A 21,859-nucleotide genomic window follows, 5' to 3' on the forward strand; every position below is an offset into this window, starting at 1 on the left:
CGTGCGGGAACGATGAGTGGCCAGGTCAACCGCTGCCGAGCAACGCGCGGGCGTTCGCCGTCGTCAGCCCCCGCCAGGTACGGCCGGCGACCGGTGCCCGGGCCGCGTCGATTGACGCCACCTGGGCGGCGACCACGGGCGGCGGGGTGAAGCAGAAGTCGCTGCCGTAGACGATGCGGCCGGTGCCGACGGCGTCGGCGAGCGCGGGCAATTGTGACGGGAACGGGGTGCCGGCGCTGTCGAACCAGAACTTGGCCAGCATCGCGGCCGAGTTGAAGGCACGCCCGCCGGACGACTGGGACGCGAACAGGTCGATCCGGGCGGTGAGCAGCGGCAGGACGCCGCCGCCGTGGGTGAAGATCCAGCGGATGCGGGGGAAGCGGGACAGCCGGTCCGACAGGACGAGGTCGACGGCGGCCCGGGCGGAGTCGAACAGGAACTCGATGAGCGGAAGCGGGCGTCCCCGCGCCACCGCGGCGGCGTTCGGCGGCGCGACCGGATGGACGAAGACGATGGCGGCGCGCCGGTTCAGCTCTGCCAGCAGCGGGTCCAGGGCGGTGTCGCCGGGGTAGCGGCCGGCGGCGTTGGACAGGATGGCGACCCCGTTCGCGCCGAGGTGGTCCAGCGCGTACGCAGCCTCTTCCGCGGCTCCGGCTACGTCGGGAAGCGGGAGGATGGCGAAGTGGCCGAAGCGGGAGGGATGTGCCCGGGCCACCTCCGCGGCGAACTCGTTGACCTCGCGGGCCAGGCGGCGGGCGGCGTCGTCGTCCCCGAAGTGGACTCCGGGTGACGACAGGGACAGGATCGACTTCTCGATGCGGGCCGCGTCCATGACCGCCATGTGCGCCTGGACGTTCCAGGACGGCCACGACGGCATCCCGTCGGGTGTGCGGTGCCCGGCCGCCACGGCCGCGGCCACATACGTGTCGGTCACGAAGTGCGCGTGCAGGTCGATGAGGCTCTCACCGGCGGTGGACGGCGAGGATACCGGCTGGGAGGGCGAGGACACCGGCTGGGAGGGCGTCTTGGAAAGCGGGGTGGCGCAGGCGGAGACAGCGAGCAGCGCCGCCGCCGAGGCGCCGGTCGCGGCCAGGAGACCGCGCCGCCCGAGGGCGGGCTGTTCTGTGTTCAATCGGGCTCCTTCGGTGGTCGGCGCGGGCGGTGGGGCAGGCGGCAGCAGGCGGGAGACGTCCGAGGCGCGGCGGGCGACCGCGCACACCACCCGGTCGGGACGGACGAGCACGGCGCGGGCGTTCATCCGGATGAGCCAGTGCCCGAGCGCGCTGTCGCGGCCGACGGGCACGATCCGGACCCCAGGTCGGGCGGTGCCGACCGGATTCAGGGTGACCAGGGCGAACCCGTCGCCGAGCATGTCGTCGAACCAGCCGCCGTCCCGCGTACGCGGCTGCGGGCACAGCAGCCCGACCGGCGGCCGCGTACCGGGACGCAGCCGCAGACGCGGCGACGACGCGCCGAGCACGACCCCGGAAACCCCGGGCATCCGGCACACACCACGCACCAGCGCGCGCCGCAGCGCGGCGGTGCGCCCGCCGCCTCCGGTCAGCGCCCAGCCGATGCCGATCGCGGCGCGGATCAGCCGCAGCGTGTGCGGCGCGCGTTCGGCCTGGTAGGTGTCCAGCAGGGCGTCATCGGCCTTGCCACGCAGGACCAGGTCCAGCTTCCAGGCCAGGTTGTGCGCGTCACGCAAGCCCGCGCCGAGCCCCTGGCCGATGAACGGGGGCGTCTGGTGGGCCGCGTCGCCCAGGAGGAACACGCGGCGGTCGCGCCACCGCTCGGCGATGCGGGCACGGAAGGTGTAGGCGGCGGAGCGGACGAGTTCGAATCCGGCGGCGTCGCCCCACGGCGCGAGCAGCCGTGCGATGCCCTCGGGCGTGGTGAGATCCTCGATCCGGTCGGTGTCGAGGACGCGGAACTCCCAGCGGTAGCGCTCCCCCATCAGGTGCATGAACGTCGCCGCCCGCCGCGGGTCGCAAACCTGGTGCACGCCCTCCCACATCGGCAGCGGCTCGGCGGCGCGTACGTCCACGACCAGCCAGTCCTCACTGAAGCCCAGGTCGCGCAGCGGCACGTCCAGCGCCGTCCGCACGGTGCTGCCCGCCCCGTCGCAGCCCAGGACGGCGGCGGCGGGGATCTCGTGGACGCGCCCGTCGTGGTGGTAGCGGACGGCCGCGCCGCCGGGCCGGTGCTCGACCGCCGTGACGACCCCGCCACGCAGCAGGGTGATCGCGGGTTGCCGCGCGGCGGCCTCGGTGAGCAGCCGCTCTAACTCGGGCTGGTCGAACATCGACGCCTCGGGGTGCCCGTACACGCCAACCACGTTCGCGCGCCGGAACTCGGCCATCGTCCGCAGCCGGCCGTCGACCAGGCGCAGCCCCGGCATCGGCCTGCTGACGGCGTGGAACCCGTCCGCCACGCCCGCCTCCTGCAGGATGCGCACGCCCTCGCCGTCCAGGTGCACGGCGCGCGGCAGCGGGTACGGAGCCGGGTGCCGTTCCAGCACCAGGCATGGGATGTCACGCCGGCCCAGCAGCAGCGCGGCGGTCAGCCCGACCGGCCCCGCGCCCACGATCACCACGGGAGCGCCCTCGTACGCAGTCGTCACGGCGATCCCTTTCCGCCCTGGTTCCGGGCGCTCAGGTGCGGGCCGTTCCCAGCGCTCTCCCCGATGGCGACGTGCCAGTCGATGGCGTAGTGCCCGAGCAGGTCGCGGACCCGGTCCGCCTCCTCCGCAGGGGCGACGATCCCGATCGATCCCACTCCCCGGTCTGGAGCCAGGCGGGCCCGGCCGCCGAGAGCGGCCAGTTCGCGGGCGACGAGGCGACGTGCGGCATCGTCCCGCAGCGCCAGCTTGAAGACCTTGCCCACCTCGGTGAGCGGAATCCGGTCGACCACGATCACCTCCTTCGGCGCGGCGGCGGCCTCGGGCACGCGAGCCGCGGCCCACTCGCGTAGCTCCTCCGGCGTCGGCCCGGCCGCCCGGAGAGTGACGTAGGCAACGGGGACCTCGCCGGCGTGCCGATCCGGCCTGCCGACCGCCGCTGCCGCGCTGACCTGCGGATGTGTGAGCAGAGCGGTCTCGATCACCGCCGGATCGATGTTGTGACCGCCGCGGATGATCAAATCCTTGACCCGTCCGGTCAGGTAGACATAACCGTCGTGATCGACGCTGCCGTGGTCGCCGGTGTCCAGCCAGCCGTCCCGTACGACGCCGTCCCGGCTCGGCTCGCCGTCGCGCAGGTACCCGGCGAAGACGGCGGGACCCGAGATCACCAGCAGTCCCGCCGCGCCGGCGGGCAGATCGCTCCAGTCGCCGCTCCCGGGATCCACCGCGACGGCCTTGATCCGCTGGTACGGCAGCCGCAACCCCACTGACCCAGGACGCGCCCGGCCGGCGGGCGTGACGGCGCTCGCGCAGGTCGCCTCCGTCATCCCGTAGCCCTCCAGCAGTTCGGCGCCGGTGTGGGCGGCGAACCTGTGGCGCACGGCCGCGGGCAGCGGCGCCGCCCCGACGAATGGCGCGCGCAGACTTGAGATGTCGGCGTCCACCGGCACCTGAGACAGTGCCGCGTACACGGTCGGCACCGCCGACATCGCCGTGATCCGGTAGCGCTCGACGAGCCTCCAGAAGACCGGGTAGAGACCGGGGTCGCGGTAGCCCAGCGGGGGTCCCCACACCACCGGCCGGCCCGACAGCAGCGGCGCCAGGCAGGTGACCAGCAGCGCGTTGACGTGGAACAACGGCAGCGCCGCGAACACCGGCCCGCCCTGCGTCCCGTCGCCGGAGCCGAGGTGCCCGGCGAGCGACCACGCCATCACCACCTCGTTGGCGTGGGTGTGCACGGCGATCTTCGGATCGCCCGTCGTCCCGCCGGTATGGAAGTAGGCGGCCGGCTCACTCGCCCGGGGCGGCGGCGCCACGAGCTCCTCGTGCGGTTCCCGGCCGATGAGTTCGGCCAGGTGGGCGGCGCGTGCGCCGGCCCCGCCGGGCAGTTCCGGACCGGGCCCGGTCGCGTCGTCGGGGCGCAGCGCCAGCACGGTTTCCACGCTGTGCCCGGCCGCCACGCGGGTGGCGATCGGCCACACGGCCGGGTCGAGCTCCGGCCCGGCGGCGATCACGACGCGCGCGCCCGTCGCGCCGACCAGCGCCCGGATCTTGTCCTCGGCCAGGCCGGGGTTGATCGGCGCCACCACGCCCGCGGCCTGCGCCGCCAGCATCGCGCACGCCACGTCCGCGGTGTTGGGGCTGATCACGGTGACCGCGTCGCCGCGGCCGATGCCGAGCCGGACCAGCGCGTTGGCGATGCGTGCCACCCGGGAGCGCAGGTCGGCGAAGGTGAGCGTCACCGGGGCGTCCCACCTGGCGGCCGACGGCAGCGCCAGGATCGCCGTACGGTCGGGCCACAGCGTGGCGGCACGCTCGACGAGCGCCCAGGTGTCGGCCGGGATCCCACGCTCGGCCAACGGTGTCGCCTCGATCGCGGCCAGATCCTCCGGCGTGCGGATCACGGGCAGTGGCAGTTCCGGTATCACGCCCATCACAGATGCTCCACAGGGGTGCGCTGGGTGCCGAGGTCGATCGCGCCGTCGTCGGTGGCGATGGTGGCGGTGTCCTTGGCATGCGAGCGGAAGTTCACCATCTGCGCGACCACCCGGCACGGGGTGGTGACGGGGGACTCCAGCTCCAGCCCGGCCACGTCCACCGCCTCGGCGGAGGTGGCGACGGCGGCCGCCGTCTTGTCCACGGCCTGGCGGTCGGCCAGCAGCTCGGCCGTGGTCCGGGCGGAGGTGGCGATCCGCAGGGCGCGGCCGGACCGGGGGTCTTCGGCCCACCATCGGCCTCCCGCGCGCAGCACGGTGACGGTCATGAGGACATCGCTTTCAGCAGGGCCAGCAGGCGCGACGTGGTCAGTTCGGTGTCGGCCGCGCGCAGCGCCTGGAAGGCCTCGCGGAGCCGCGCGGGGGACGGGGCGGTGCCCAGGAAGTCGCGGGTCACGGGCGGGCCCCACTGCGCCAGGCCGGAGGCCGTCATGGGCGCCCATCCCGGCTCGACCGTGCAGTCGAACAGGTCGCCGTCGGCGAAGTGCTCGACCATCAGCCGGTCAGGGTCCCGCCAATAGTCGAAGAGCTGGCTGCCCTGGATGTGCCGACCGATCCCCCAGGTCCGGCGGTAGCCGCGCTCGGCCAGATACTCCCCGCCCGCAGCGATCGCGTCGAGGTCGGTCACCTGGTAGGCGGAGTGCACGTACCCGCGTCCCGGGCTCAGGTGCATGGCGAGGGTGTGGTGGTCGGCGGGGGTGGTGCCGCGGTCGCAGCGCAGGAACGCCATGGTCGGGCCAAGATCGCGTTGCCCGGGCAGGAACAGGAAGTCGCTGACGATCATCCCGAGCGCTTCGACATACCAGTCCAGCGCCGCCGCGAACCGGGGCGTCTGGAGCACGAGGTGGCCCAGCCGCTGTACGCGGGCCGGTTCGCGGGCGGGCCGCTGGGCGGCGTTGATCCGAGCCGGTCGGGTGCCGGTGTTGAGCGGCAGCGCCACCTGCTCGGGCAGGGCGTCGTAGCTCTGCGCGCCGTACACCACGCCGACGGGGACACCGGTGGGGTCGGTGAGATCGACCACGGCTCCCGGCTGTCCGGGGCCCAGCGGGCGTACCCGCGCGCCGGTGTGCCGGGCCAGCCGCTCCAGGTCGGCGTGATCGTCGGCCTGGAACACCGGGCCGACGAACCTCGAGACGGCCCCGCGGCGGATCACGATGGCGTCGGTGCCCTCCAAGGTGCCCCGCAGGCGCAGCTCGTCGCGGGTGCGGGTGGCGACGGTGAGCCCGAAGTCGCGGGCGAATCTCTCCGCGCGGTCGAGGTCGGGCTTCTCGAAGCTCAGCCAGGCCAGGTCCCGGACCTTGATCACGGGATTGGCCGCACGACCAGGGTGCTCTCCGCGCCGGGCACCGTGTTCGCTGTGCAGGCCGCTGTGGGCGGACTGGAGCGGGCCGGGGGGTGCCGGGATCTCTGGGCTCACGCGCCATCCCCTTCCTTGTGCAAATTAATCAAGGCTGATGAAATAATCAACTCATGGTGGCACCAAGTCAAGAGCCGCTTGCTGATGAAACGGTCAGCATTGTGATCGCGTACGATATGGGTCATGTCCTCAGCTCGCGCCAGCACCGGATCCAGGACCGAGAAACGCAAGGCGCAGACCCGCCAGAAGCTCATCGGCGCGGCACGGGCCATGCTCGCGGACGGCACCGTCCAGCAGGCCAGCATCCAGGACATCACCGAGGCCGCCGACGTCGGGTTCGGCTCGTTCTACAACCACTTCACCAGCAAGTCCGAGCTGTTCGAGGCCGCGGTAGCCGACGTGCTGGAGGAAACCGGCGCACTCCTGGACGAGCTCACCGGCGACATCGACGACCCGGCGGCCGCGTTCGCACAGTCCGTCAGGCTCGCCGCCCGCCTCGCCCGGACAAGACCGGAAACCGCGAAAGTGCTAGTGCGGCACGGGATGACCTACCTCGGCTCCGACCGCGGCCTGGCTCCACGCGCCCTGCGCGACATCACCGCGGGCATCGCATCCGGCCGGTTCCAGGCGAGCAACCCCAGGCTGGCGCTGGCCGCGGTCGGCGGATCACTCCTGGCGACCCTGCACCTGATGCTCTCCGATCCCGGCGTCCCGCTCCAGAAGACCTGCGACCAGCTCGCCGAGCACTTGCTGCGCCTGCTCGGCCTCCCCGCCGACGAGGCGCGGGAGCTGTCCCTGCGCCCCCTGCCCGAGGCCGGCCCCATCGGCTGAACCCGACGTCGTATTGACGAACATCCGGCTGCCCAGGATCGACGGGATCGAGGCCACCTGTCGGCTCACCACGCTCCCAACCACCCCAAGATCCTCATCGTGACCACATTCGACCTGGATCAATACGTGTATTGCGCCCTGCCTTGTTCAGCGACCCGGCCACGGCCCTACGGCACTTGCAGGAGCTCAAGGCGGCCGACGACCAGGCGGTGGATCCGTACGGAATGGTCGATCAGCCACCTCGGATCAAGGCACCGCTGGCATTACGACGCTGGGCGGGTCGGCCTGAGCAGTTGTGACCCCCACCTATTAGATGGCCGTTCTCAGCTGTTGTCGGCGGGAGCCTGGCGCCGAGGACGATCCGATGAGACCAAGCTCCGTGCTCACGCCCGGCAGTCGGGGGTTGGCCGAGTCCAGAGCGTGAGGTCGCTGCTGGTAGCGACGGCGAGGGTGAGACCCGAGGGGGAGAATCCGGCGGCGCGAAATGTGGAGTAGTTGGAGTGGAAGATGTGCCACCAGCCTTCTCCCGGCGGGTCCTTGAAGATGTCGCCGTCCGCAGAAAGCAGGACGCGGTCGTTGGGCCATTCGGGGCTGACGACGTCGAGGGCCCAGCCGTCCGGGGTGGTGCTGTGGAGGCCGCCACCGAAGAGGCCGGCGATGTGCACTCGGGTGCCCGCGATTGGCCCGAGACCGGGGCAGGTGAGGTCTGGGGCGGCGTCGGGTGTGCTGGTGTCGGGGTCTGGATCACGGTCTCGGGCAATCTTCTCGCCGGTGACCGCGTCGAAGAGTCCGTGGCCGTCGTGGGAGACGACCATGACCAGATCTCGTCTGCTCTCTGGATGGACGGCGAAGCCGATGCCCAGCAGGCCGCCGATGGGCGTTCTGTTGTCCAGCACTGGTTGCCAGGGCGCTGGGGCCTGGACGACGGGAGCCGACAGAAGATGCTGGCGCAACCGTTGCTGGTAGTCCGAGATCAACACATCTCCCTACGTGGCCGCGATCCGTGATCAGGTACGAACCCGCCAAGTAGACCTGGGGACTTCCGCCAACTGAAGTTGGTCACTCCGGAGAATCGCGAGCTCAATCTTCCCTCAGCCGCCATCTGCAGCTGGGAGTCGCAGCAATGTCACGATGATCGGCTCCGGCTGCGCTGGCCGATTGTGTCGGGCAACTCAGGAAGGTGAGAGTGGTCCTGTGCCGTTGACGCATCGTGCCGCGAGGTCGGCGGCGTACTGGTTCAAGCGGTGACGGAGGACGGTCGATCCTGCCCTCTGGCGGCTGGGAGTCAGGAGTTGGGCGACCCGGTCGCCGACTCTGCGGGCCTCCGGACCATCGCTTTGGCGCAGGGCTTTCAGGGGTGGGCATTGCAGATGTTCTGCTTGAGTGACTTCTGACCACACAAGTGCGGTGCCGAACTCCTGCCACATCCCGTCCTCGGGGATCTGGTCTCGTAGGACCGCCTGTGTTCGCGATGCGCTTCCCTGGAGCATGCCCAGGGCGTCGGCGCTTTGGACCCAGTGGGTGCCTGAGGTCATTTCGACGAGCTTGCGGGAGGCTGCCCTGCGCAGGTGGCGTATGGTCCAGTTATTGGTGTTGATCATGCGCTCGCGCGCGCAGCAGCCGGGCCAGGTGCCGGGCTCCGGCCCTGGCGGGACCGCGTGCCGCGCTCACCCGTCGCCGGCCGGTGGGGCGATGACGATGGTGGGGTGGAAGCGGGCGGGCGGCTCGTCGATGGGACGGCCGTCCGCCTCGATCCAGGCGTGGGCGGCGAATGGGTGTACGCGTACTCCCGTACACCAGGTGGGCCAGGCCCCGTGCAGCCGGCACAGGAGCGCGGCGGCGATTGAGCGCGGCAGGCACCCCTGCCCGGCACAGAACAGGCTGACCGCGATCACCGCGTCCCGCGCCCGCTTGGCCTGAACGGCGGTGGCCGGGACGGCGCCGCGCCGGGCGAGCTCCAGCACGGCCCGGATCCGGGCCGGCGGCAGCCGGGCGATCAGGCGCGCGGCGGCCACCGCGGCCAGGGCGGGCGGACGACGGCGCCAGGACAGGCGCGGCCGCTCAGCGGGCAACATGGGAACGCTCACCGCTGCTCCTCCTCGATCAGACCGGCTTCGCGTAGCTGGGCCAGGAATGCGGCGACGTCGGCCTCGGCGGTGGGTGCGGCGGCGGGATGGGCGCGTGCCAGGTCGCCGGCCGCTCCGGCGGGGTCGCCGCCCGCCAGCAGGCTGCGCAGCACCAGCGTCGCGGTGGCGTTGAGCTGTAGGTAGCGGCCTGTGCGCTCGTCCAGCAGCACGGCGGCCTCGTCGACGGAGGTGAAGGTGACACCGGGGCGAAGTCTCATGGTCGCCTCTCATGGTCGGGGGCGGGCAGGGCGCGCAGCCAGTTCTCCATGGCGGCGAACAGCTCCAGGTCGCCGCCGGGATCGGCCTGTGCCGGGGTGCGCAGGCAGGCGCGGCGCAGCGCGGTCTCGTCGGCCAGCCCGAGCGCGGCCAGCCGGGAGCCGTCGGCGAGTGCGACGAGCTGGTCGCGGTGACGGCGCAGCCCCTCGAAGAGGGTGCTGGAGAACTCGCCCTTGGTGGTGCGGCGCAGGCACTGCTCGGGGACGCGGCCGGCCATGGCCGCGACCGTCAGAGGTTTGTAGGCGCCGGGGCGGGCGCGCTGGTCCAGGCGGGTGGCCAGGCAGGCGTCGATCACGGCGGTGTCCAGGTACGGTGCGTGCACGGCGGCTCCGTGGCGGGCGGTCAGGCGCTGCAACTGGCGCAGGTCGGCGGCGCTGTCGTGGATGACGGCGGCGATCTGGTGCTGGGCCCGCCGCCCCGCCAGTGGCCGGGCATCGGCGGCGGCCCGGCGCAGCATCGGGCCGAGGGCGGCGGCGACGTCAGGGTGGGCCCATGAGGGCAGCCGCATCGGCCCCTCCCAGCCCAGCTCCGGCCGGTACCGCAACGGATGCGGCGCGGTGAGCAGGTCGGCCTGGGAGGCCAGCCAGCCGGGATAGGAGCGGTGCTCGGCCAGCGCGGCCAGGCTGGCGGCGAGCGGCCAGCGGGCCAGCGCCCGGTACTCGCGCAACCGCGACCACCACGACAGGGGCCGCGCCCGTACCAGATCGTGCAGGTGGCACGGCGGCACGAAGGTGACCTCGTCCCCACCGTGCCCGGTCAGGTGGACGCGGGCTCCGTGATCGGCGAGCAACGCGGCCACGGCGACATCGCGCCGTACCGTGGTGATCACGCCGAGCGGCTCGTCCAGGCCTGTCACCGGTTCGGCCACGCCGGCGTACCGGCCGGGCACCGAGCCGGGGGCGAGCACCAGGTGGTCACCCGTCAGCAGGCGGGCCGCCTTGGAAGCCCACTGTTCGTCGTCGTGATCGGCTTGGTCCACGCCGGTCCGTACGGTGACCAGCCGGCCGCCGCCGTCCTGGACGGCGCTTTGGGCCAGGAAACACAGCGGGGTGGAGTCCAGCCCGCCGGACAGGTCGGCCGCGATCGTCTCCCCCGCGCGGGTACGGCAGGCCACCGCCTCGGCCAGCGCCCGCCCCACCAGCGGAGCGGCTTCCCACAGGTCCATGACGGGCTCGGGCGGACGCCACCACCGGGTCAGCCGTACCGGCCCGTTCGCGGGCAGGTCGGCGGCGTAGCCGGGCGGAACGGCGTGCACGTTCCGCCACATCGAGCCGGACAGGACGGGCGAGGTGGATTGCAGCAGGCGCACCATGAGCCGGTCGAGGTCCACCTCGGAGCCGTGCCAGACGGCCAGCAGGTCGGCCCGGTCGGCGGCCACCGCCGACGCACCGACGCTGGTGTGGAAGACCCTGCGCATTCCGGCGGCGTCGCCGCGCACACGCACTTCACCATCCACCGCCGTGACCAGGTGGAAACTGCCGGGCAGCCCGGCCACCAGCTCGTCGGCCAAGCCGAGGCCGGTGAGCCGGGCCGCCCGGCGTTCCAGGCCGGCGGCGGTGACCGGACAGCACCCGATCACCGCCACCCGGACCGGGCCGGCGACGGCGCAGACCGGCGCCCCAGCGGTGAAGGCTCCGATCAGGCACGGCCGGCCGGAGGCGTGCCGCAGCGCCACGTCCGCTCCCGGCCGCGCGGCCAGGCTGGCCGCGCAGTCCTGGGCCGCGGCGCTGTCAGGCAGCACCGCGAACCACTCACTCCCGTGAACCGGCACCGATCACACCTGGCCGTCAACCCCAGAAGCCGCGGCCACGGGAGTCCCAGCCGTAAAACCCCTCGCCACGGGTCACCTCGGCGAGGGTACCGGCTTCCTCCATGGTCGGCGGCTCGTACGGAGCCTGCTGGATCTCGTACTGATCCATGATGTTCTCCTCTCTTCGGTTTGGCGCGCCTGGTTGGCGCTCCCTGTCTTCCAACTAGCCCATCTACCTCCATAAATAACGCAAAGCGACAGTTATGTCACTCTAAGTAATGAAACGCTCACCGCTCCTGTCCAGGCAGCGCGGGCGATGGCTGAGCAGGTCCCCGGCTGACAGCCGAAGGCGTCATCGAGGCCAGCATGCAGGTGATCGAACCGGTGGCCGTAATCCTGCAGGACCTGCCGGAGCAGGACCGGCAAGTCCTTTGCCGATCTGATCAACCAGTCCTCGCAGCAGGAAACCGACCCCGACCGGCATCTGACGGCCTGGGAAGCGCTGGAAACGCTGGGGCTTCTGATCGACGATCGCGCGCGTTCATAGCCCGAAGGCTCGCTCTTGCGTGAGAACGACCTCTCAGCGCCCAGGTCCTGATGCTTCCCTGACGTCGCCCGCGGCCCGATCCGAGACGCGGAAGGTGCGCCGGTACGCCGATGGGGCGACCCCCGTCTCCGCTGCCAGGTGCCGCCGCAGCGAGGTGGCGGTGGCGAAGCCGACCTCGTGGGCGACCCGTTCCACCGGCAGGTCGCTGGACTCCAACAGGTGCCGCGCCCGCCTCAGCCGCTGCTGGGTCAGCCAGCGGCCGGGGCTCAGACCGGTCTCTTGCCGGAAGCGTCGGGCGAAGGTGCGGGTGCTCATCGCCGCGTGCGCGGCCAACTCCTCCAGCGACAGCGGCAGTTCCAGCCGCTGCAGCGCCCAGTCGCGGGTCGGTCCTGTGCCGGTTTCGCTCGCCGGCGGCAGCGGCCGCTCGATGTACTGCGCCTGCCCGCCGTCCCGGAACGGCGGCACGACGCAGCGGCGGGCGACCTGGTTGGCGACCTCGCTGCCGTGGTCCTGGCGCACCAGGTGCAGGCAGATGTCGACACCGCTCGCCGCCCCCGCGGAGGTCAGTACGTCACCGTGGTCGACGAAGAGCACGCCGGCATCCAGCTCGACCCGGGGGAACAGTTCCTGGAAAATGTCGGTGAGCTCCCAGTGGGTGGTGGCTCGGCGTCCGTCCAGGAGACCGGCGGCGGCCAGCAGGAAAGCGCCGGTGCAGATGGACACCAGGCGGGTGCCGGGGCGGACACGGGACAGGGCGGTCAGGGCCTGCGGGTCCGGGGCGGCGGCCGAGGCCGGCGAGATCCCGTACGGAGGGATGATCACGGTGTCCGCCTCGGCCAGCACCTCGGGACCGTGTCCGGGGGTGACGGTCAGGTCCGTGTCGGTACGTACGGGTTGCCCGTCCACGCTCGCGGACAGCACCTCGTAGCGGCCATCGGCGGATCCCAGGACCCGGTGCGGGATGCCGAGTTCGAAGGGGTAGACGCCGTCGAGGGCAAGGACGACGACCTTGTGCGCGCCGGGCCGCGGGGCCGGGTCCAGTTCGGCCGCGCGATCAGCGAGGTCACGGGCCCGGGCGGGCGCGGCAGACGCAGGGCGGGCGCGGGGAACGCGGTGGGCGGCAGGGTCGACGGACATGGCAAGAATGTATCGGAGGCTGACCTTCTTGCCATCGCCCCGGGCTAGACCGTAGGGCCAGGATCGAGGCATGACTCCGCCGGACACCCCTGACAATCTCAGCTCCCCGGGCCCCGCTGCCCCGCACAGCGCGCCTGTCATGCTCGCCCTGCACCAGACGGCCCTCGGCGGCCCTGAGGTTCTGCGGTTGACCGAGCTTCCGCGGCCCGCGCCCGGCCCCGGGGAGATCCTCGTCGCCGTGCACGCGGCCGGACTCAACCCCACGGACTTCAAGCACCGCGCCCTGAGCATTTTCCTGCCACCCCCGCCGCTGATCCTCGGTTGGGACGTCTCCGGCACCGTGGTGGAGACCGGCCTGGGCGTCACCCTCTTCCAGCCCGGTGACGAGGTGTTCGGCATGCTGCCCTACCCGCATGGAGCCGGCTCCCACGCCGAGTACGTGACCGGCCCCACCCGCGCCTTCGTCGCCAAGCCCACCGGGATCGACCACATCCAGGCGGCCGCTCTGCCGCTGGCCGCGCTCACCGCCTGGCAGGCCCTCGTCGAGACCGCGGGCCTGCGGGCCGGGCAGCGGGTGCTGATCCACGCCGCGGCCGGCGGTGTCGGTCACCTCGCCGTACAGATCGCCAAGGAACGCCGGGCTCATGTCACCGGGACGGCGAGCGCCCCCAAGCATGCTTTCCTGCGCGAGCTCGGCGCGGATGCCTGCATCGACCACCGCTCCGAGGACTTCACCGACACCGAGGAACGCTACGACGTCGTCCTCGACGCCCTCGGCGGGGAGACCGCCACCCGTTCCGTGGGCGTGCTCCGCCCCGGCGGCGTCCTCATCTCCCTGGTGCCGGGCACCGAGGACACCCGAGCCGCGGCCGAGAAGGCACAGGTCCGCGCCGTCGCCCTGATCGTTGAACACGACCAGGCCGGGATGCGTGCCATCGCCGACCTCGTCGACCGGGGTAGGCTCCGCGCCCACGTCTCCGCCACCTTCCCCCTCGCTGAAGGCGCCCGGGCCCACGTTCTGGGGGAGACGGGCCGCACCACGGGCAAGCTGGTCATCACCGTGCGCTGAGGCGGGATGGCTCCGGCGCAGGCGGTGGACGTGTCCCGTGCCGAGCGTGCTCCGACGGTCCGCGCCCACGCCTCAGGAGAGGAGAAGGCTCCCGACGCCTCAAGACGGCAGGGAGCTCGAACCGGACGCCCCTCCCGCGGCCGGGACTCCATCGGGCCGTCGATGTGCAGCAGCAGCGTCGCACCTGCCGGGCGTCGAGTTCGACAGCCTCGAAGTCGGCGCCACCCCATGCCCTCCACAGGGCGTACATCCAACCAACCGTAAAGGTCCAAGCTCAGCAGCGGTTTGGCGGCTCATCGCGGAGTTCTTAGCGGCACCCCAACTCAGATGCCTCTGTGAGCCACCGCAACGCGGGTCTTGCCTCCAGGCAACACGACCTCACACAACACCACGATCTTCCGGGGAACCGCTTCCTTGTCCATCGGTGTGTGCTTGCTCATGCCCGTGGCCGTACCCGACGGCGAGCCCAGTGAGGAGGCAATGTGATCAAAGACTTCGGCAAGGAGACGCCCACGGTCACGAATACGAAGGAAAGAGCCGCTCGGCGGCCACGCCCAGCGCAGCCACCTGACCGGCCTCCAACCGGGCCGGACGGCGCAGGATCCATCCGCAGACCCGGCCGGCCCGCAGCAGTGTCACGCCGGAGACGGTCAGGGTGCCCCAGCGGGGCAGGCGCGCGCCGTGCACCGCGACCACCGGCGTCACCGGCACCGTCCAGCCTGCCGCGCGCAGCAGCTCGGCGACGCGGCGCGCCTCGAACGCGGCCGCCTTCACCAGCGCGTCGGCCGGGCGCCGTCCGATCCACAGCTGGCCGTGGCGGCCGGAGATGCGGGTGTTGCGGTGCCACTGCTTGGAGTCGATCACGATCACGCCTGCTCGGCCGATGACCAGGTGGTCCAGGTTCGCCTTCGATCGCGGCAGTCTCCGGTCGTGCAGCACCGCGTACCCGGCCAACTCCAGCGAACGCAGCCGGCGGGCCGTGGCCCGCTCCCCACGCGCACCCTTGCGCCAGGCCGCCGCCGGCGAATGCACCCGCCACCGCTGGAGGGTGTCGGCCAGCGCCACCACCGCGGCGGCCGCCAGCCCCGCCTGCCAGCTCCACGCCCAGGCCACCACCGTGAAGGCGGCCGCCGACAGGGCCAGCCGGACCAGCAGCCGGCGCGGCCGCCCGGCCCGCCACTGGGCGCGGTACTGCGCCAGCGCTGAGGCGCCGGCGCCCGATGTTCCCGGACGTGCCACCCCGACCTCCCCAGGCTTGGATCGCCACGGCAAACGCCCTCACGGTACACATGCGTCACCGCCATGGTCGGCAGAAACACCAGACCCGGCATAACAGCCTGCCGAACCGGGTGTGCTAAGGGCGACGCAGAACGGCGGCGATGGCTTCCTGGACGGTGGCATGACCAGGCAGATACTCAGCGACGCCGGTGACCTCGAGCACGCGGACGGGAACACCATAGGTCGCGGCCAGATGCAGGCTCGCGCCCTCGGCGAGGCAGGTTCGATGGCAGTCCAGCAGGATGTGCAGACCGGAGCTGTCCATGAAGGACAGGTCGGCCAGGTCGGCGACCACGTGATCACCAGGGCGGCGGACCCGCTTCAGGTAGGCGGTCAGCTCGCCGCTGTTGGTGCGGTCGAGCTCGCCGGCCAGCGCGAGCACGCACACGCCGGGCAGGTACTGGTGATGCAGCAGCAACGCCGGGGTCATCGCGCGGGATCGCTGCGGCGGGGGACGGGCTGCCACGGGAGGCCCATAGGGGCAACGGTAGACCTCCAGCGCGGACGCGGACACCCCTGGTGAAAGCCGAAAGGTGCTCACGAAGTGGGGTCGCTTACCGCCCGCCGGAGGTCCCTGCGCGTGTGCCTGGCCGACCGGTCCAGCAGCACGACCGTGGCGGGCCGGCCGGACATGTGCAGGCTCAGCGGGGAGCCCAGCCCGGTCTGTTCCACGGCGACCTCATCGCACAGGTGCTGGATGATCCACAGGCCGAACCCGTGGTTGCCGGCCGGGTCGACGATGGCGGCGGCGAGGTGCTCAGGGGTCAGCCCGCCGCCGGCGTCGAGGATCTCCACGGTGACGCCGTGCTCGTGGTCGCGAGCGGTGATCAGGCCGGCCCGGCCGCCGTGGTCGAACACGTTGGTGACGGCCTCGTTGACCGCGATCGCGAGGTCGTCCAGCCGCTCGCCGGTCAGTCCGTGGTGCTGGCCGTGAATGCGGACCAGATCCCGGATGTAGCCCAGGTCAGGGCCGATAGGACAGCGCAGCTCGAACTCCGTGTTCATGGTCACTGGCCCGAACCTGGGCCGGGGATGAGGGGAAGACGAAGCACGGGACCGCTTGACCGAGTTACCAGCCAGCTGATCGTTGAACGGGGTGCCCGATCCCGCCTGGAATTGACCAGGAGCGCCTCAACCCCCTTCGGGAAAGCCGTGCACATGTTCGGTGCAGCGAGGAGTCATGGTCGATCCGCCAACGGTCACGATCGCGCCAGACCGCGGGCAGGACAGGTTGTTAGAGGGCTGTCGGCACGGTTAGGGACCAGTGGTCGAGGCCTGAGACGAGACAGGCCGTGGAAGAAGGTGATGGTTGTGCGGGTGTTCGTGGCAGGCGGCAGCGGCGTCGTCGGGCGTCGGCTGGTGCCGCAGCTCGTGGCACGGGGCCACCAGGTGCTGGCCACGACCCGGGACCCGGCGAAGGCGGGCTCGCTGGAGACGCTGGGCGCTGAACCGGTCGTGATGGACGGGCTGGACGCGGCATCGGTCGCCGAGGCTGTCTCCAGCACCCGGCCGGAGGCGATCGTGCATCAGATGACCGCCATCTCCGGCCAACAGCCCGATTTCAAGCACATGGACCAGTGGTTCGCCATGACCAACCGGCTGCGCACCGAGGGGACCGACCACCTCGTGGCTGCCGCCGAGGCCAGCGGCGTGTCCAACCTCGTGGCCCAGAGCTACGGCAACTGGAACGGAATCCGCCGGGACGGGTGGGTGAAAACCGAGCAAGAGCCGCTGGATGCGCACGAGGGTACGAGGATGCAGGCGGTGTCGGCGGCCGTGCACCACCTTGAGGATGCGGTCGTCAAGGCCGGTGGAGCGGCTCTGCGATTCGGCGGGCTGTACGGGCCGGGCGCCACCGACGAGCAGGCCGAGCTCATCCGGGCGAGGAAGTTCCCGCTCATCGGGCACGGCACCGGGTACGCCTCCTGGGTCCATGTCGACGACGCCGCCAGTGCCACCGTGCTGGCGGTGGAGCACCAGGCCAAGGGCGTGTTCAACATCGTCGATGATGAGCCGGCCCCGGCCGGCCAGTGGCTGCCCTACCTCGCCGAGGCCGTGGGCGCCAAGCCACCGATGCGGGTTCCCGCATGGCTGGCCAGGCTCCTGGCCGGCGAAGTAGCAGTGATCATGATGACCGAGGGCCGCGGCTTCTCCAACGCCAAGGCCAAGCAAGAACTCGGCTGGCGGCCACGCTACCCCTCCTGGCGCCAGGGCTTCAGGGAAGGACTGGCGTAACCCGAGCCGGGTAGGACGCTGCAAGACGGCACCGGCTAGGAGCTACGGTTCCCGCCGCGTGACGGCCGGGGTCAGCCCGGCCAGGACCACGAGACGCGGGTGTGCGCGGGCTGGCCGGCTGCCACCACGGCACCACGCTTTGGCGGTCCGGGCCGCGCTGGCGACCGGGCTGCTCAGCGTCGCGGACGCGCGGGCCGTCGAGACCTACGCCTCCCCCGTGCCGCTTTGCGCCTCCGGCACGCGGGCGGCCGAGCATGGCCTGGCCGACCTCGATGCGCCGAGCCTCGAGGCTGTCCGCGCGATCGCCAAGGTCGACCGCAGACGAGCGGCCATGACCGTGCAGGACGAGGCTACAGGCGGCAAGACACCGCGCCACGGCGCCATCCCGACGATTTCGACGTTGCCCCCTGGCAGCGGCAGGCCGGCGACCCGCGGTGGCCGACTTCGCGGTTCATGAGGCGCTGGAGACCTATCAGGCAGTCCCAGGCCGCCCGGTCTGGGATCCCCATGACAGTCCCCACGGGTTCACGATTGAGGTGAGCTGGCAGATCAGCGGCATCCTCACCGAGGCTGGCCGGTGATGAAGCGGATGTGGGAGCCGCGAAGGCTGTTCCCACGTTCTCCCGCGACACGATGGCGATTGCGCACGATTCTGTACCCAGGAGGGGGTGGGACGCATGGGACGGATAGAGCAGGCGGCACGAGTGTTGGGCGTCACACCGTCGCTGCGGGAAGTGGCGAACGCGGTGTGCCGGCTCGCCGATCGAAAGATGCCTGACCCGGGCCCGGCCAGGCGGCATTCCACCCTCGGCTACCTCTGTCCGATCGACTACGAGCAGCAGGCCATCGATAGGGTGCTGCCCGCTGCATGACAACCTGTGTCCACACTCTGGGGTGAGCCCCCATCACGAGGCGACCGCGAAGGACGGACGGCAGCGAGCGGTGGATCATCCGGCAGCGGACCTGGAAGAACTGCAACGTCTACGCCTGGCCTTGCGACAGGCCATCTCCGCTGCTCCGGGACAGTCCCCTCTCCGCCACGTACAGCCCTGGCTATGGAACCTCACAACCAGCGGCGGTCGCGCACTCACGGCCTCCGGCCAAGACACAGGGTTCGAGCTGCGCCTTTCCCGATACGAAAAGCCAGTGTGCTAACGACCGCGGGGGCGCAGCCACCCGTCGCGAAACCTCCCACCCTCACCATGGCTCAGGCAAGCCGTTCGACGATGGCACGACAGATCCGCTGCAGTTCCTCGTCGTTGTCGATGCTCGCGAACCGGCCTCCGCGCTGGGGACGGTTCAGTTCCGAGCGGAGCCGCGGCAGGGCGGGTGCAGCGGCGGGGCCCATCCGGTCCAGGCACGCCACCACATGATTGGCCGTTGCCGGGTTCTGCTCCCATGCCTGGAGCAGGGTATCCAGAACAACCCGCGCCTCAGCCTCACCGCAGATCTCCCAGAGCGCCGCCGCGCCATGGACCCGGACCCATTCATAGTTGTCGGTCAGCAACTCCCGCAGGCGCGGCAGCGCGGCCGTAACAGGTGGGCCGATCTCGCCGAGCACATCGGCTGCCAGCGTCTTCCAGAAGAAGACGCTGCTCCCAAGCAGATCATGAAGGAGCGGCATCACCTCCTCCTGGTCGCCGCTGACCGCCCACAGCGCGCCAACGGCAGCGTGCCGCACGTGAGCGTCGGAGGCCGTGGTCAGTGACCGGACCGCCGGGAGTGCGGGTGCCGCCGCGGGACCGAACGCCGCCAACGCCTTCAGGGCCGAGCGCGTGGTCGACCGCTGCTCGTGACGTACGGCCGCAACGAGGGTGTCGGTGATCACGGGCAGCGCTGTCTGATCGTCGAGCGCGGCCAGAGCGGACAGCAATGAACCGGCGCTCATCCCCAGCCGCTGCTGAGCATGGTCGATGCGGCGCATGTGGTCGCACAGCCGAGGCACCAGCTCCTGCGACGCCTCCTTCAGGCCGCCCGCGACCTCCACCGCGCGCCAGTCGTCGACGCCGCAGTCCAGCGCCGCCAGAAGACTGGGCACCGCGCGCGCATCACCGAGGCGGGCAAGGGCCCGGACCGCGTTCTGATAGGCCCGGCGCAGCTGCTGCTGTGGCGCGGTCCACATGTCCGGGGCGTGCGGGGCGACATACGCGGCGAGCGGTTCGCGGGCCGGCTCGGCGATCGGGTGGCAGGTCTCAAGGACGGCTGCTGCCTCGGCCGCGACTTCGTGGTCGTCTGTGCGGAGTTGTCTGGCGACCTGGGTGATGAGCCGGGTGTGGTCACCCCGCCAGGACGTCATGAGCTCCTGGCTCATCCGGATCGCGTCCAGACGGGAGCCGGGATCAGGGTTGACCAGTTGCTCCGTGAGCAGCGCCGTACGCTGGGGCACCCGCGTCGCCAGCGCCTCGTGGAACGTGCGCAGCAGTTCCGTGGTCGGCGCGTGAACGCGCCCTTGCCGGTCAAGGGTCTTCGAAGGCGGCGACGACCTGCGGCGGCACTCCGTCCGCCGAACCCGCTGAAGGCTCCTGCCCGGGAGAATTCCGCCACGCCGGATAGGCCGCCGCCCCGTGCGCCATCTGCCGCAACAGGTCGATCGCGGTCGGGACGACATCCTCGCCGATCTGTTCCGGAGCACAGCGGGACTGCTGCACCACGGCCGCCAACCTGATCCCCGGGTCCACAGTCGCATCGGCGGCCAGCCCGGCGAACCACGCCATCACCTCGTCCGCCGACGCAGGCAGGCGCAGGGCCAGCGTCCCCATCGCCTCCACGATCAGCAAACGCTCGACCAGCCCCGCCTCGGCCGACAGCCGATCGCGCAGCACCGCCCCGGCCCGGCCCGCGTCATCGAGGAACAGCCCCAGCCCCGGAATCGCGGCCCGGCGCACGTGGCGATCGGTATCCGCGGCGAATGCGACGAACGTCTCCGCCCGCTCGCGCACCACCACCGCGGCTGCGGCGAAGTCCACCAGGTCGGCGTATTCTTCTTCGCACTCCTCGACGGCTACGCGCCCGATGCTGACCAATAGCTCGACGATCGCGGCCCGCTCGTGGACGGCGGGATCACCCGCCAACTCGAACAGAAACGGCAGACTCGCCGTCGTGCACGGGACCACCGCCCCCTGATGATGGACGGCACTGTAGAACCTGCTGAGAGCCTTGTGCCGCTCTCCCCGATCAGTGGAACGCAAGGCCAGTAACAGCTCCGGAACCTCATGCGCCGAGCCGTACGCATGCTCCATCGATGCCCAGTCAATGTCGTGGAGTCCCTCGAACATGCGGATCATCATGCCCGATCACCCCGGCACTGTGGACCGCGCCGAACGCCGGGGCAACGGCCACAGGCATGGATCTCCTGGCCGTACCGTGCTCAGGGTCCGCACCATGGTCTCCAAACGAACCTGGCGCGGTTCGGACGCCTGCGATCGGGCGAGCAACGCGATCCAGCTGAATACCCGTAAAACGATCAAGTACAGAAGCCGCAGAGCCCTCCCGCGATCCTGCCGGAGCCGAGCCATCGAACACAGCAAAATCCCAGATCAAAGCCCATGACACAATATTCGGCACCTATACCTCACCGGGGCATGACCTGGACGGATGTAATTATCGGCAGGCACAATTCGTCAGGCAGTTTTGCCGATGGCTCGCGCAGTGAACTCTCACGATTTCGGCTACTTTTCTGCGAACAGCTTGCGGATTGGGCAATTCGGCCGGATTTTGAAATGTGCACCCTCCAAGGACGCCACGTATGGAATCGAGGCCCCGGTGAAAGTGGACGGGAAGATCGCTGTTTTCTGCCGCGAAATTGATCACGTTGACCTGCTTGAACTGGCCCGCGACCACGGAATGGAAGACACCTGGCGCCGAGTGATCGAATCCCTCCGGGCGGGCCGTACCGCAGGAGTGGAAGAGGATCTCGACGCCCTAGATAGGATGGTGGCTCGCGTCGAGCCCGGCGGGCTCTTCTCCGGCAGCCGTGCCTACGGGCCTTTTCCGGGCGAACGTTCCTCGTTGGGAGGCGCCTGGTGGACCTGCCCGCTCGCCCTGTGTGCGGGTCGAGGTTTGGTGACATCACAGCAGGGGGCGCCGGTGTGCGGCATTGGACGGCGCTCGCTGACGGCGAAGCCTCTGTGACCGGGTTCCTTGTCGAGGTGGGCAAGCGCCTGGCCGAGCGGTGGATAGGGTTGCTCGCGCTTCCCGGCCTGCTGTACTTCGCTGTTGCTGGCGCGGCGTGGACGTTGGGACAGCGGCATCCCTTCGACGGCGCATTGCTGAGCGCGCAGATCAGCGCCTGGGCGGGCGAGCCGACCCTGAGGACCGCTGGCGGTCTCGCGCTGGCTGCTCTCGCGGCGATCGCCGGTTCCGTCGGTGTCGGCTTGGCGGCCTCAGTGCTCGGCTGGCTGGCGGAGCGGCTTTGGAGCGTGCCAGGCAGCAGGCCGCCTGCCAAGTGGGTCGCCGAATGGCGACGAGGCCGGTCCAGGGCGGCCATACGCGACGCGGAGCGAGCGCGCACGCCCCAGGACGCGCGGAACGCGATCGCGCGGGCCGAGCGGATCTGCCCGGTTGAGGCGGACCTGCCGAGCTGGATCGGCGATCGGTTCAGGGCGTGTCGCCTACGCGTCCTGCTCACGTACGGCCT

21 protein-coding genes and 1 pseudogene are annotated in these 21,859 nt (G+C 71.1%); 7 read left to right on the forward strand and 15 right to left on the reverse strand.

Annotated features, from left to right (window positions below):
- Positions 1-25: 25 nt before the first annotated feature.
- Genes AB0J69_RS35485 through AB0J69_RS35500 form a run of 4 tightly spaced genes read right to left on the reverse strand, consistent with a single transcriptional unit; the run spans position 26 to position 6,034 of the window.
- Positions 26-2,623, reverse strand: a complete 2,598-nt coding sequence (locus tag AB0J69_RS35485) for a bifunctional 3-(3-hydroxy-phenyl)propionate/3-hydroxycinnamic acid hydroxylase (RefSeq protein ID WP_364126583.1) — start codon at positions 2,621-2,623, stop codon at positions 26-28.
- Positions 2,620-4,557: an acyl-CoA synthetase gene (locus AB0J69_RS35490; RefSeq protein WP_364126586.1), complete on the reverse strand. Its 1,938-nt coding sequence runs from the start codon at positions 4,555-4,557 to the stop codon at positions 2,620-2,622. Before AB0J69_RS35490 ends, AB0J69_RS35485 begins: the two co-directional genes overlap by 4 nt.
- A complete protein-coding gene (locus AB0J69_RS35495; RefSeq protein ID WP_364126588.1) occupies positions 4,557-4,886 on the reverse strand; it encodes a hypothetical protein in 330 nt (109 codons plus the stop codon). The genes AB0J69_RS35490 and AB0J69_RS35495 overlap by 1 nt, the downstream gene beginning before the upstream one ends.
- Positions 4,883-6,034 carry a VOC family protein gene (locus AB0J69_RS35500; RefSeq protein ID WP_364126591.1) on the reverse strand — a complete coding sequence of 384 codons (1,152 nt, stop codon included), beginning with the start codon at positions 6,032-6,034 and terminating at the stop codon, positions 4,883-4,885. The genes AB0J69_RS35495 and AB0J69_RS35500 overlap by 4 nt, the downstream gene beginning before the upstream one ends.
- A 123-nt stretch (positions 6,035-6,157) precedes the next feature.
- On the opposite strand from AB0J69_RS35500, the gene AB0J69_RS35505 reads away from it, so the two are divergent.
- Positions 6,158-6,805, forward strand: a complete 648-nt coding sequence (locus AB0J69_RS35505; RefSeq protein WP_364126594.1) for a TetR/AcrR family transcriptional regulator — start codon at positions 6,158-6,160, stop codon at positions 6,803-6,805.
- A 383-nt stretch (positions 6,806-7,188) separates the two neighbouring features.
- Here AB0J69_RS35505 and AB0J69_RS35510 read toward each other — a convergent pair whose 3' ends face one another.
- The 6 genes from AB0J69_RS35510 to AB0J69_RS35535 form a co-directional block, all read right to left on the reverse strand.
- A complete protein-coding gene (locus AB0J69_RS35510; RefSeq protein ID WP_364126597.1) occupies positions 7,189-7,782 on the reverse strand; it encodes a hypothetical protein in 594 nt (197 codons plus the stop codon).
- A gap of 690 nt (positions 7,783-8,472) precedes the next feature.
- Positions 8,473-8,892, reverse strand: a complete 420-nt coding sequence (locus AB0J69_RS35515; RefSeq protein WP_364126600.1) for a lasso peptide biosynthesis B2 protein — start codon at positions 8,890-8,892, stop codon at positions 8,473-8,475.
- On the reverse strand, positions 8,889-9,149 hold the full coding sequence (locus tag AB0J69_RS35520; RefSeq protein ID WP_364126602.1) for a lasso peptide biosynthesis PqqD family chaperone: 261 nt from the start codon (positions 9,147-9,149) through the stop codon (positions 8,889-8,891). Before AB0J69_RS35520 ends, AB0J69_RS35515 begins: the two co-directional genes overlap by 4 nt.
- The gene (locus AB0J69_RS35525) at positions 9,146-10,978 is read right to left on the reverse strand and encodes an asparagine synthase-related protein (protein WP_364126605.1); all 1,833 of its coding nucleotides are present in this window, start codon (positions 10,976-10,978) and stop codon (positions 9,146-9,148) included. Before AB0J69_RS35525 ends, AB0J69_RS35520 begins: the two co-directional genes overlap by 4 nt.
- A 16-nt stretch (positions 10,979-10,994) precedes the next feature.
- Positions 10,995-11,126 (reverse strand): lasso RiPP family leader peptide-containing protein, encoded by a 132-nt coding sequence (locus AB0J69_RS35530; protein ID WP_364126608.1) that lies wholly within the window; start codon positions 11,124-11,126, stop codon positions 10,995-10,997.
- Positions 11,127-11,537: 411 nt separating this feature from the next.
- Complete coding sequence (locus AB0J69_RS35535; protein ID WP_364126611.1) at positions 11,538-12,641, reverse strand: helix-turn-helix domain-containing protein; 1,104 nt, start codon at positions 12,639-12,641, stop codon at positions 11,538-11,540.
- A 139-nt stretch (positions 12,642-12,780) separates the two neighbouring features.
- Between AB0J69_RS35535 and AB0J69_RS35540 the strand changes: the two genes are divergently transcribed.
- Positions 12,781-13,710 carry an NADP-dependent oxidoreductase gene (locus AB0J69_RS35540; RefSeq protein ID WP_364126641.1) on the forward strand — a complete coding sequence of 310 codons (930 nt, stop codon included), beginning with the start codon at positions 12,781-12,783 and terminating at the stop codon, positions 13,708-13,710.
- A 516-nt stretch (positions 13,711-14,226) separates the two neighbouring features.
- On the opposite strand, the gene AB0J69_RS35545 is transcribed toward AB0J69_RS35540, so the two are convergent.
- From AB0J69_RS35545 to AB0J69_RS35555, 3 genes are all read right to left on the reverse strand, one after another.
- On the reverse strand, positions 14,227-14,949 hold the full coding sequence (locus AB0J69_RS35545; protein WP_364126614.1) for a nuclease-related domain-containing protein: 723 nt from the start codon (positions 14,947-14,949) through the stop codon (positions 14,227-14,229).
- Between the two features lie 115 nt (positions 14,950-15,064).
- Positions 15,065-15,418 carry an STAS domain-containing protein gene (locus AB0J69_RS35550; protein WP_364126617.1) on the reverse strand — a complete coding sequence of 118 codons (354 nt, stop codon included), beginning with the start codon at positions 15,416-15,418 and terminating at the stop codon, positions 15,065-15,067.
- Positions 15,419-15,525: 107 nt separating this feature from the next.
- Entirely contained in the window at positions 15,526-15,993 is a 468-nt protein-coding gene (locus AB0J69_RS35555) for an ATP-binding protein (protein WP_364126644.1), read from the reverse strand.
- A gap of 306 nt (positions 15,994-16,299) precedes the next feature.
- On the opposite strand from AB0J69_RS35555, the gene AB0J69_RS35560 reads away from it, so the two are divergent.
- The 3 genes from AB0J69_RS35560 to AB0J69_RS35570 all read left to right on the forward strand — a co-directional run bounded on the left by AB0J69_RS35560 (position 16,300) and on the right by AB0J69_RS35570 (position 18,095).
- Complete coding sequence (locus AB0J69_RS35560; RefSeq protein ID WP_364126620.1) at positions 16,300-17,223, forward strand: NAD(P)-dependent oxidoreductase; 924 nt, start codon at positions 16,300-16,302, stop codon at positions 17,221-17,223.
- Positions 17,224-17,362: 139 nt separating this feature from the next.
- Entirely contained in the window at positions 17,363-17,680 is a 318-nt protein-coding gene (locus AB0J69_RS35565; RefSeq protein WP_364126623.1) for a hypothetical protein, read from the forward strand.
- Positions 17,681-17,900: 220 nt separating this feature from the next.
- On the forward strand, positions 17,901-18,095 hold the full coding sequence (locus AB0J69_RS35570) for a hypothetical protein (RefSeq protein ID WP_364126626.1): 195 nt from the start codon (positions 17,901-17,903) through the stop codon (positions 18,093-18,095).
- A gap of 335 nt (positions 18,096-18,430) precedes the next feature.
- Here AB0J69_RS35570 and AB0J69_RS35575 read toward each other — a convergent pair whose 3' ends face one another.
- Together AB0J69_RS35575 and AB0J69_RS35580 are read right to left on the reverse strand one after the other, a co-directional pair.
- Positions 18,431-19,609: a HEAT repeat domain-containing protein gene (locus tag AB0J69_RS35575; protein WP_364126629.1), complete on the reverse strand. Its 1,179-nt coding sequence runs from the start codon at positions 19,607-19,609 to the stop codon at positions 18,431-18,433.
- 70 nt (positions 19,610-19,679) lie between these two features.
- Positions 19,680-20,510 carry a hypothetical protein gene (locus AB0J69_RS35580; RefSeq protein ID WP_364126632.1) on the reverse strand — a complete coding sequence of 277 codons (831 nt, stop codon included), beginning with the start codon at positions 20,508-20,510 and terminating at the stop codon, positions 19,680-19,682.
- Between the two features lie 349 nt (positions 20,511-20,859).
- Between AB0J69_RS35580 and AB0J69_RS35585 the strand changes: the two genes are divergently transcribed.
- Together AB0J69_RS35585 and AB0J69_RS35590 are read left to right on the forward strand one after the other, a co-directional pair.
- A complete protein-coding gene (locus AB0J69_RS35585; protein WP_364126635.1) occupies positions 20,860-21,354 on the forward strand; it encodes a hypothetical protein in 495 nt (164 codons plus the stop codon).
- Positions 21,351-21,859 (forward strand): annotated as a pseudogene (locus AB0J69_RS35590) (hypothetical protein); the annotation flags it as partial. The gene AB0J69_RS35585 and the pseudogene AB0J69_RS35590, both read left to right, overlap by 4 nt.

This window comes from Nonomuraea sp. NPDC049709 (assembly GCF_040674815.1).
Taxonomy (GTDB): Bacteria; Actinomycetota; Actinomycetes; order Streptosporangiales; family Streptosporangiaceae; genus Nonomuraea.